General features: G+C 44.0%; 7 protein-coding genes and 14 tRNA genes. 3 read left to right on the forward strand and 18 right to left on the reverse strand.

Annotated features, from left to right (window positions below; translation table 11 throughout):
• Positions 1–41: 41 nt before the first annotated feature.
• Genes menB through C6Y07_RS07425 form a run of 4 tightly spaced genes read right to left on the reverse strand, consistent with a single transcriptional unit; the run spans position 42 to position 4837 of the window.
• Positions 42–860 (reverse strand): 1,4-dihydroxy-2-naphthoyl-CoA synthase, encoded by an 819-nt coding sequence (menB, locus tag C6Y07_RS07410; RefSeq protein WP_034665273.1) that lies wholly within the window; start codon positions 858–860, stop codon positions 42–44.
• Between the two features lie 14 nt (positions 861–874).
• Positions 875–1699 (reverse strand): 2-succinyl-6-hydroxy-2,4-cyclohexadiene-1-carboxylate synthase, encoded by an 825-nt coding sequence (gene menH / locus C6Y07_RS07415; protein ID WP_106156482.1) that lies wholly within the window; start codon positions 1697–1699, stop codon positions 875–877.
• Positions 1684–3426 (reverse strand): 2-succinyl-5-enolpyruvyl-6-hydroxy-3-cyclohexene-1-carboxylic-acid synthase, encoded by a 1743-nt coding sequence (gene menD, locus C6Y07_RS07420; protein WP_060597111.1) that lies wholly within the window; start codon positions 3424–3426, stop codon positions 1684–1686. Before menD ends, menH begins: the two co-directional genes overlap by 16 nt.
• Positions 3419–4837 (reverse strand): isochorismate synthase, encoded by a 1419-nt coding sequence (locus C6Y07_RS07425; protein WP_106031912.1) that lies wholly within the window; start codon positions 4835–4837, stop codon positions 3419–3421. Before C6Y07_RS07425 ends, menD begins: the two co-directional genes overlap by 8 nt.
• Positions 4838–5219: 382 nt before the next feature.
• On the opposite strand from C6Y07_RS07425, the gene C6Y07_RS07430 reads away from it, so the two are divergent.
• From C6Y07_RS07430 to C6Y07_RS07440, 3 genes are all read left to right on the forward strand, one after another.
• Positions 5220–6158, forward strand: a complete 939-nt coding sequence (locus tag C6Y07_RS07430) for a 1,4-dihydroxy-2-naphthoate polyprenyltransferase (RefSeq protein WP_034665260.1) — start codon at positions 5220–5222, stop codon at positions 6156–6158.
• A gap of 117 nt (positions 6159–6275) precedes the next feature.
• The gene (locus C6Y07_RS07435; RefSeq protein WP_034665257.1) at positions 6276–7010 is read left to right on the forward strand and encodes a TraR/DksA C4-type zinc finger protein; all 735 of its coding nucleotides are present in this window, start codon (positions 6276–6278) and stop codon (positions 7008–7010) included.
• Positions 7011–7096: 86 nt separating this feature from the next.
• On the forward strand, positions 7097–7573 hold the full coding sequence (locus C6Y07_RS07440; protein WP_034620862.1) for a TspO/MBR family protein: 477 nt from the start codon (positions 7097–7099) through the stop codon (positions 7571–7573).
• Positions 7574–7650: 77 nt separating this feature from the next.
• Here C6Y07_RS07440 and C6Y07_RS07445 read toward each other — a convergent pair.
• From C6Y07_RS07445 to C6Y07_RS07510, 14 genes are all read right to left on the reverse strand, one after another.
• Positions 7651–7722 (reverse strand) — tRNA-Glu (locus C6Y07_RS07445).
• Positions 7723–7729: 7 nt separating this feature from the next.
• A tRNA-Ser gene (locus tag C6Y07_RS07450) sits at positions 7730–7820 on the reverse strand.
• Between the two features lie 3 nt (positions 7821–7823).
• Positions 7824–7898 (reverse strand) — tRNA-Asn (locus C6Y07_RS07455).
• Positions 7899–7904: 6 nt separating this feature from the next.
• Positions 7905–7981 (reverse strand) — tRNA-Ile (locus tag C6Y07_RS07460).
• A 17-nt stretch (positions 7982–7998) separates the two neighbouring features.
• A tRNA-Gly gene (locus tag C6Y07_RS07465) sits at positions 7999–8072 on the reverse strand.
• A gap of 11 nt (positions 8073–8083) precedes the next feature.
• Positions 8084–8159: transfer RNA gene (locus C6Y07_RS07470), tRNA-His, on the reverse strand.
• A gap of 27 nt (positions 8160–8186) precedes the next feature.
• A tRNA-Phe gene (locus C6Y07_RS07475) sits at positions 8187–8259 on the reverse strand.
• 18 nt (positions 8260–8277) lie between these two features.
• Positions 8278–8354 (reverse strand) — tRNA-Asp (locus C6Y07_RS07480).
• 4 nt (positions 8355–8358) lie between these two features.
• A tRNA-Met gene (locus C6Y07_RS07485) sits at positions 8359–8435 on the reverse strand.
• Between the two features lie 22 nt (positions 8436–8457).
• A tRNA-Ser gene (locus C6Y07_RS07490) sits at positions 8458–8550 on the reverse strand.
• 7 nt (positions 8551–8557) lie between these two features.
• A tRNA-Ile gene (locus C6Y07_RS07495) sits at positions 8558–8634 on the reverse strand.
• 4 nt (positions 8635–8638) lie between these two features.
• A tRNA-Met gene (locus C6Y07_RS07500) sits at positions 8639–8712 on the reverse strand.
• A gap of 25 nt (positions 8713–8737) precedes the next feature.
• Positions 8738–8810: transfer RNA gene (locus C6Y07_RS07505), tRNA-Ala, on the reverse strand.
• Between the two features lie 7 nt (positions 8811–8817).
• Positions 8818–8894: transfer RNA gene (locus C6Y07_RS07510), tRNA-Pro, on the reverse strand.
• Positions 8895–8939: the final 45 nt, after the last annotated feature.

Here is an 8939-nt window from a genome sequence, read left to right on the forward strand (position 1 = left end):
TAGTCTGATGCACTAAGCTGTTTTTCATCGATATGATTGAATCAAGGGAAACGCGGGAACTGACCGAAGTCAGGCTTGCGTTTTTCCTTAAAGGAATCGCGTCCTTCTTTTGCTTCATCTGTTGTGTAATAAAGAAGTGTCGCATCTCCTGCAAATTGTTGAATTCCAGCTAATCCATCCGTATCTGCATTAAATGCAGCCTTCAAGAATCGTAAAGCAGTCGGGCTCTTTTCTAGCATCTCCTCACACCACTTCACAGTTTCTTCTTCAAGCTGCTCTAATGGTACAACTGTATTGACAAGTCCCATATCAAGCGCTTCTTGTGCATTGTATTGACGGCATAAGTACCAGATTTCTCTCGCTTTCTTATGACCAACAATACGTGCAAGGTAGCCTGAACCATAACCAGCATCAAAGCTGCCTACTTTTGGACCAGTTTGTCCAAAAATCGCATTATCTGCTGCAATTGTCAGGTCACATACAACGTGAAGAACGTGCCCGCCGCCGATTGCATAACCAGCAACCATTGCAATCACCGGTTTTGGAATCACACGAATCAAACGCTGTAAGTCTAATACATTTAGACGCGGAATTTGATCGTCTCCTACATAGCCGCCATGGCCGCGTACTTTTTGATCTCCACCAGAACAGAATGCTTTGCCGCCAGCTCCTGCAAGTACGATTACACCAACATTTGAATTATCACGAGCACGTGAAAATGCATCAATTAATTCACTCACAGTCTTTGGTGTAAACGCGTTATGTACATGTGGACGATTAATCGTGATCTTTGCGATCCCATTGTACGTTTCATATAAAATTTCGTCATACTGACGCTCAGTTTGCCATTCAATAGCCATCAATAGTTCCTCCTCTAATCTTGCGTAATAAACTCACTTACTATTTTACCAAAAAAATGTGGTTGTTCCACATGAACTGTATGCCCAGCCTGCTCAGCCAATATGAATTGACTGCCTTCAAGCTCCTGCTGCATACGTTTGGCGATATTGCAGAACTTTTCATCAAGCGCTCCGCAAATCAACAAAACAGGTAAATTCATATGCTTTAAAGCCTTCCAAACAGAGGGCTGCGAACCTGTTCCTAGGCCTTCTAAGCTGCGAGCCAGTCCAAGTGGATTGGCTTTCAGCCTTCCCTCTCTCAGTTGAGCCTGCGTTTCAGCTGATAAAGTTTTCTGCGAAGCAAACAGTGGAATACTCTCCCAAAAATCCACAAACTTCACTAAACCTTCATGTCTAAGTTTCTGAGCGAGCTGATGATCGTGTTTGAGTCTTGCCATCCGCTCTTTAAACGTGCGAAGCCCTGGAGAGGTACTCTCAAGGATCAATTTGTTGACTTGATCTGGATAACGAGAGGCAAATGATAAAGCAATACGTCCTCCCATAGAATATCCGAGAATATTCACTTTGTGAAGCTTTAATTGGTTTAAAATCTCTGCAAGATCTGCCAGCTGATGCGACATCGCATATCTTCTCATACTTTCTGGTGAGTCCGTGCGGCCATGTCCAAGCAAGCTGACTTGAATCAATCTTGTATTCACCATATAACCATTCAAGAACGTCCAAGAAGCCGCGCTTCCAGTGAAGCCATGTAAGCATAGCGTGGCATTCTCAGCCAATGGATTCTGATCCACCACCTCGTACGCCACACCATCACGCATCCGTATTATGAAAGAAGACATTCTTTTTTCACTTCTTCCAATATGTCATCCATCATTTGACGATGCTTGCCTACACGGGAATGCCGATCAGTTTCAATTTCAATTAAATGAAGTCCAGGCTCTTCTATATGCGCCATGTAGACATCATGTAATTCTTGTTTCGTTGACGGTTTCGAATAGGTTCCCCCATACAGCTTCGAAGCATACTCAAAATTCAGTCCAGTCGGCGTTCCGAAGAGTTTTTCATAATACGGTTCATCAGACGCCTGTGGAAGGAAAGAAAAGATGCCTCCCCCATCATTGTTTAACAACACAACCGTCAGCGGAATGTCCAGCAGCTTAGCTGCAAGCAAACCGTTCATATCATGATAAAATGATAAATCTCCAATCACTAAGGTGACTGGCTGTTTCAAAGCCGCATACGTGCCAAGTGCTGTAGACACAACGCCATCAATGCCATTGGCTCCTCGATTCGCCATCATCCGAAAAGGCTTCGATTGCGTTTCAAAAAATGTATCCACATCACGAATCGGCATACTGTTTCCGATAAAAAGGACACTCTCCTTCGGCAAGAGATGCTGAAGCTGACGGTACACATTCCCCTCAAATGACAGATTCTCATCAGAATAATGGGATGCATGCGTTCTGAATGAAGAATTAACATTCTGCCAGCGTTTTAGAAAACTTGTATCCTCACGTTGATCCGCTCTCTTGAATACTTCATCTACAAAAGTTGCCACATCACTTTCAATGACGTATGAAGCACTCAATCCAGGATCTCGAAAACCTCCGGCAGCATCAACGACAATCTGATTCACTTCCACATGTTTTTCCAGCCACTTGAATAAAGGTTTGGACACAGGCATCGGTCCAAAACGAATGACCATATCCGGCAATAGATGCTGCTGCAATGCTTCATCTTTCAATAATGAATCATACGCATCAATAATAAGATCTGCATGTTCATGACCATTTCGCAAATGAGAAAGCGGGTCCGCTAAAATCGGAATATGCAAGGCTTTCGAAAGACGTAACACTGCCTCTTTCTCTTCCTGCGTATGAAGTTCACCACACACAATCAGTCCCTTTTTGGAATGGTTCATGACCGTCACGATTTCAGACATCACATCATCATTTGGGAAAGCCTGTCCTGCAGCTATGACCTTTTTTCGGCCTGTTTCTTCTCGCTCAAAAGGATCAATAGACAAATCAGGAAGCAATGGTTCTCTCAGAGGGACATTGATCTGAACAGGTCCCTTCGGCTCTTGCATTGACATATGATTTGCTCTTGCCGCAGCCGTCTGAACATAGCGTAACATCGTCTGACTTTCTTCCGGCAATGCTAAGTCTGTGAACCATTTAACAAACTTACCGAATAAGAATTGCTGATCAATCGCTTGAGGTGCCCCAACTTCCCTCAATTCGTGCGGCCGATCAGCAGTTAAAACAATAAGTGGTACACGGGAATAATGTGCCTCTACAATGGCTGGGTAAAAGTTAGCAGCTGCCGTACCTGATGTACAAATAAGCAGCACCGGTGCTTGACTTGCTTTTGCAAGACCAAGCGCATAAAAAGCAGCAGACCGTTCATCCACTAATACATGAACATTGATGTCTTGATGGGCAAGAGCCAGCATCGCAAGCGGGGTTGAACGGGAACCAGGACAGACAACCGCTTCCTTCACACCACCTTGTACAAATTCATCCATCAATCTGCCAATATATGTTGTCATGATTTGATTATTCAATCGGACGACCTCCAAGAGCAGATAGCATTGGTCTTAATTTCACTTGCGTTTCCTCGTACTCCTGCTTTGCAAGGGAATCCTCTACAATGCCGCAGCCAGCGAATAAACGAACATGGTCTTCCTCAATAAGACCTGACCGAATGGCGACAGCAAATTCTCCATTATCCTGAGAGTCAATCCAGCCCACCGGCGCCGCGTACCAGCCACGCTTCAACGGTTCGATTTCACGAATGACCTCAACCGCTTTTTCCTTCGGATATCCGCCTAATGCTGGCGTCGGATGGAGCTGTTCAATTAATGAAAAGAGGGAACAGCTGCTTTTAATTTCTCCCACAATCGGTGTAAACAAATGCTGAATGTTTTTTGTTTTATAAAGACTAGGTTGATTTGGTTTGTGCACGTGAAGGCAATTGGCCTCAAATGCTTGCTGAATCATATTGACGACAATTTGATGTTCAATCAAATTCTTCTCATCATGCAGCAGTTCCTCGCCTAATGCTCGATCTTCCGCTTCATCTTTTCCTCGAACAATCGAACCTGCTAAACAAGATGAAAAGACCTCTCCGCCGCTTTTTTTTACTAAACGTTCCGGCGTAGCTCCAACAAATGCTTGTCTTCCTTGTTCAACCGCAAATACATAACTCGTTGTTTGATGCTTTAATAATTCTGCTAACAGTGGAGCAAGTTCAATTTGATTTTTATAGTGAAGCAAGACTTCTCTTGCTAAAACAACCTTTTCATATTCGTTTGCACGAATGCGGTCTGTCGCTTCTTGGATCGCCTTCATCCATTCCTTCACATCTAGTTCTTCCATATGAACAAGTTCAGCTTGTCCATCATGTCTGAGCGGTAATGTTTCGAAATGAGAGGCTTTTTGTTCTAATTCTTGAATGAGCTGATGAACATTCCCGTCCACCTGCTTCCATTCATTGATCGTAAGAAACGTGCCTTCTTTCGAGACAGTGAGCATCATCGATGGCACAAAAAAATGAGCCTCGCCAAAAGCTTCCCAGTGACGCGCCTTCTCTTCATACGGATCAAATGAGAATCCTCCAAATAAAAGCGGACCAACAGCCGCTTGCCTTAAATCCTTCTCATCATGAAAATGGAACATGTGCTGCTTCAGCTGTTCCCATTCTTGATGGACTATATCAAATCGTTCCTTGCCTTGCTCAGTTGATTTAATGACGGCCGCTCTGCCAAGTCCAGAAAATATCATTTGGCTTTCTGGATCAGACCAAAAAAACCGCTCGCCTAAAAAATCCGCTTCGCCGCTTTGGAAAAAGGCAAGAGGATCCAGATCGTCAACTCTTCTGGAGTAGCTTATCAAAACAGCATGGTTGACGTTATTCGCTTCTTCTAATGTCGCAAGCGCTTCCTGCCGGAAAGTACTTTGCACTGTTGTCACCATGATACATTCCTCCAAAATCCATGAAATAACATAAAAAAATAAAACCATAATGAAAAAATACATGAACATTCGAGTATGTCGAATGGCCTGCTTTTCTATTATAAACCTTAACAGATGAACTTAGTAAAGAAAACAGCTTTTAAAACCTCGAATCCTTATTATATCACGCTTTCTAGATTTTTTCGCTCCTGCTTCTTGAAACGAGAGCATCTAAAGGAAAAATGGCAAGTCCTGTTCTAAGATCAAGCTTTCTCTCGATATGGCAACGATTAGCAAACATCTTTTTCCGGTTTCATCGCATCAATATATTGACACCTTTTTGAACTTTGCTAAACTGGAATTTGGACGTGTACGTATTTTTTTATTTAAAGGAGTATATTTTATGCAGCATCAATCGATATCAGATCAGCTTTCACCGATTAAGCCTGATAAGAACTGGCGGATTTGGTGGAATTTACTACGACCGCATACATTAACAGCGGCATTTATTCCCGTTACTTTAGGAACTGTTCTAGCACTTCCAAGTGGTCAAATACATGTTGGGCTATTTTTAGCTATGCTGTTGGCATCTATGTTTATCCAAATCGCAACGAACATGTTTAATGAGTACTTTGATTATGTTCGCGGATTGGACAACGAGAAATCTGTTGGCATCGGTGGAGCCATTGTAAGAAACGGTGTGAAGCCAAAAACAGTCCTCGGCCTCGCTTATGCACTATTTGCGCTTTCTTTACTACTAGGGGTGTATATTTGCATGATGTCTAGCTGGTGGATTGCACTGATAGGACTCATTTGTATGGCAGCAGGCTATTTCTATACCGGCGGCCCTGTACCCATTGCATATACGCCGTTTGGAGAACTTGTGTCAGGTGCTTTTATGGGACTAGGAATCATCTTGATTAGTTTCTATATCCAAACAGGCACACTGACATCTAAAGCTTTTCTCGTTTCACTACCAATTTCTATTTTAGTTGGTGCCATCTTACTATCGAACAATATCCGCGATTTAGACGGCGATAAAGAAAATGGACGAAAAACACTTGCAATCCTTGCTGGGCGAAAAGCTGCAGTGAACATTTTACTTTCCATGTTTTTGGTCTCATACGTACTTATTTTTGTTTATATCTTCACAGATATTGTCGGCCTTTGGAGTCTTCTTGTTTTACTCAGTGTGCCAAAAGCATATACAGCTATCAAAGAATTTAAGCAAAAAGAAAAACCAATTGAATTAATGAATGCCATGAAATCTACAGCTCAAACCAATACATTTTTCGGTTTCCTGCTGACAATCGCTTTGATCTTACAATACTATATTGCGTAACAAAGAACGCCTGCAGCCGCAGGCGTTTTTTCATGAGGAATTGCTTCAAATTGGAACTAGTCTTGCAGACAAAATTGCTCATACTAACATTATGTTTGATATGAAAGGATGATCGCTTTGTTGTCTAAAGACGAATTACATCATTTGAAGCAGCGACTTCTCGATGAAAAGCAAGAACTCGAAGCTAAAAGCCATGACGATGAACAAAAAGTATCATTTCCTTATGATTCGCTCGGAGAACTGTCAGCCTATGATAACCACCCAGGTGATCAAGGGACAGAGCTATTCGAACGCGGGAAAGATATTGCGTTAAACAGTTTGGAACATGAACATCTGTTAGACATCAATGAAGCACTTCAAGCCATCACAGACGGCTCTTATGGTCTGTGCAAGGTCTGTAAGGCCCCTATTCCAAAGGAACGCTTAGAAGCCTTGCCTAGTGCCGTCACATGCACAGAGCATTCAAAAGAACAAACCGTTTCACAAAACCGTCCGATTGAAGAGGATTTATTAAGTCCGCCATCAGGTCAATTTGAAAATGAAGAAAGCGCAGCCTACGATGGAGAGGATGCATATCAAGACGTAGAACGCTATGGAAACTCTGATACCCCGTCCGATATGGAATTCCCTCCATTGACATACGATGATGTGTATACGCAATCAGAAGATGAAGATTATGTGGAGGACTATGAAGGATTCGCAGCAGCTGATATTGAGGGCAAAGCAAGCAAGGTATATCCAAATAAAGCCCACGAAGCCTATGAAGAGGCATTAGACGAAGAAGGTGTCATGACGGTATTTGGTGACTTGAAGCCGTACGAAGAAGAACCTTATACAGAAGAAAATCATTAGTCCCCTCATATTGGGGGCTTTATGTTTATATCATGTAATGATTGGGAAATCACTTTAAGAGTGAATTTGATTGGAGGAGATTCTTAATGGCAAGAAAAAGTATCATTTGGGCAGTGGTTGTCTTCTTTATTACATACGCATTATTCTCTATTGCCGGATTCTTGTTTCCGATTGACAGAGAGTGGTATGATGCACTGAATAAACCAGAATGGACACCAAGTGGTGGTGTAATTGGTGCTGTGTGGGCTGTCTTATTTGCTCTGATCTCGTTGTCTGCAGCGATCATTTATGGAAAGTACGGATTTCAAAAAATCACTTTACCATTTTGGATTCTTTTTCTTTTAAATTACGTATTTAATCAAGCCTTTAGCTTTTTTCAATTTACACAAAAAGATTTATTTGCCGCTACGATCGACTGCCTGCTTGTAGCACTGACAGCACTTGCACTTGTCATCGTCTCGCGTAAACTAAGCAAAGTCGTTCCAATTTTACTGATCCCTTATGTCTTATGGGGCTTCTTTGCGACATACTTGTCTTATACGATCTATTCCATGAATATGTAAAAAAAGACCGCTATGATGGCGGTCTTTCCTTTTGAAGAAAATAAAAAAGAGATCTTTGACAAGACCTCTTTTAAACATGACCCGTACGGGATTCGAACCCGTGTTACCGCCGTGAAAGGGCGGTGTCTTAACCGCTTGACCAACGGGCCAGATAAATGGCGGAGAAGGAGGGATTTGAACCCTCGCGCCGCTTGCGCGACCTACACCCTTAGCAGGGGCGCCTCTTCAGCCACTTGAGTACTTCTCCATTTGGCTCCGCAGGTAGGACTCGAACCTACGACCGATCGGTTAACAGCCGATAGCTCTACCACTGAGCTACTGCGGAATATCATGGTGGGCCTGAGTGGACTCGAACCACCGACCTCACGCTTATCAGGCGTGCGCTCTAACCAGCTGAGCTACAGGCCCATGAACGGATATACAAATGGAGCGGGTGATGGGAATCGAACCCACGACATCAGCTTGGAAGGCTGAGGTTTTACCACTAAACTACACCCGCAAAAATATGTATGGGGCGATTGATGGGAATCGAACCCACGAGTGCCAGAGCCACAATCTGGTGCGTTAACCACTTCGCCACAACCGCCATACTGTCAATATTTTTTTATAAAAGTGGCTCGGGACGGAATCGAACCGCCGACACACGGATTTTCAGTCCGTTGCTCTACCAACTGAGCTACCGAGCCAAGTATTCTTTTTAAAAATGGCGGTCCGGACGGGACTCGAACCCGCGACCTCCTGCGTGACAGGCAGGCATTCTAACCAACTGAACTACCGGACCATTTTGGTTGCGGGGGCAGGATTTGAACCTGCGACCTTCGGGTTATGAGCCCGACGAGCTACCGAACTGCTCCACCCCGCGATGATATGGGTATTAAAAAATATGGCGGAGGAAGAGGGATTCGAACCCCCGCGGGCTTTGACACCCCTGTCGGTTTTCAAGACCGATCCCTTCAGCCGGACTTGGGTATTCCTCCGTATAGATGGTGGACCTTGTAGGACTCGAACCTACGACCGGACGGTTATGAGCCGTCTGCTCTAACCAACTGAGCTAAAGGTCCTTTATAGCGGCGGAGGGGATCGAACCCCCGACCTCACGGGTATGAACCGTACGCTCTAGCCAGCTGAGCTACACCGCCATGATCAAAATAATCTTTTAAAAAGTGGAGCCTAGCGGGATCGAACCGCTGACCTCCTGCGTGCAAGGCAGGCGCTCTCCCAGCTGAGCTAAGGCCCCATAAAGATGGTCGGGAAGACAGGATTCGAACCTGCGACCCCTTGGTCCCAAACCAAGTGCTCTACCAAGCTGAGCTACTTCCCGATCTTAATGGCGCGCCCGAGAGGAGTCGAACCCCTAACCTTTTGA

It is taken from the genome of Bacillus sp. LNXM12-1 (assembly GCF_003004375.1).
Lineage (GTDB): Bacteria > Bacillota > Bacilli > Bacillales > Bacillaceae > Bacillus.

Excerpts from the sequence above, each read along its gene's own strand:
- menB (WP_034665273.1), bottom strand. The coding sequence starts at position 860 with ATGGCTATTGAATGGCAAACTGAGCGTCAGTATGACGAAATTTTATAT.
- menH (WP_106156482.1), bottom strand. The coding sequence starts at position 1,699 with ATGTCTTCTTTCATAATACGGATGCGTGATGGTGTGGCGTACGAGGTG.
- C6Y07_RS07425 (WP_106031912.1), bottom strand. The coding sequence starts at position 4,837 with ATGGTGACAACAGTGCAAAGTACTTTCCGGCAGGAAGCGCTTGCGACA.
- C6Y07_RS07430 (WP_034665260.1), top strand. The coding sequence starts at position 5,220 with ATGCAGCATCAATCGATATCAGATCAGCTTTCACCGATTAAGCCTGAT.
- C6Y07_RS07440 (WP_034620862.1), top strand. The coding sequence starts at position 7,097 with ATGGCAAGAAAAAGTATCATTTGGGCAGTGGTTGTCTTCTTTATTACA.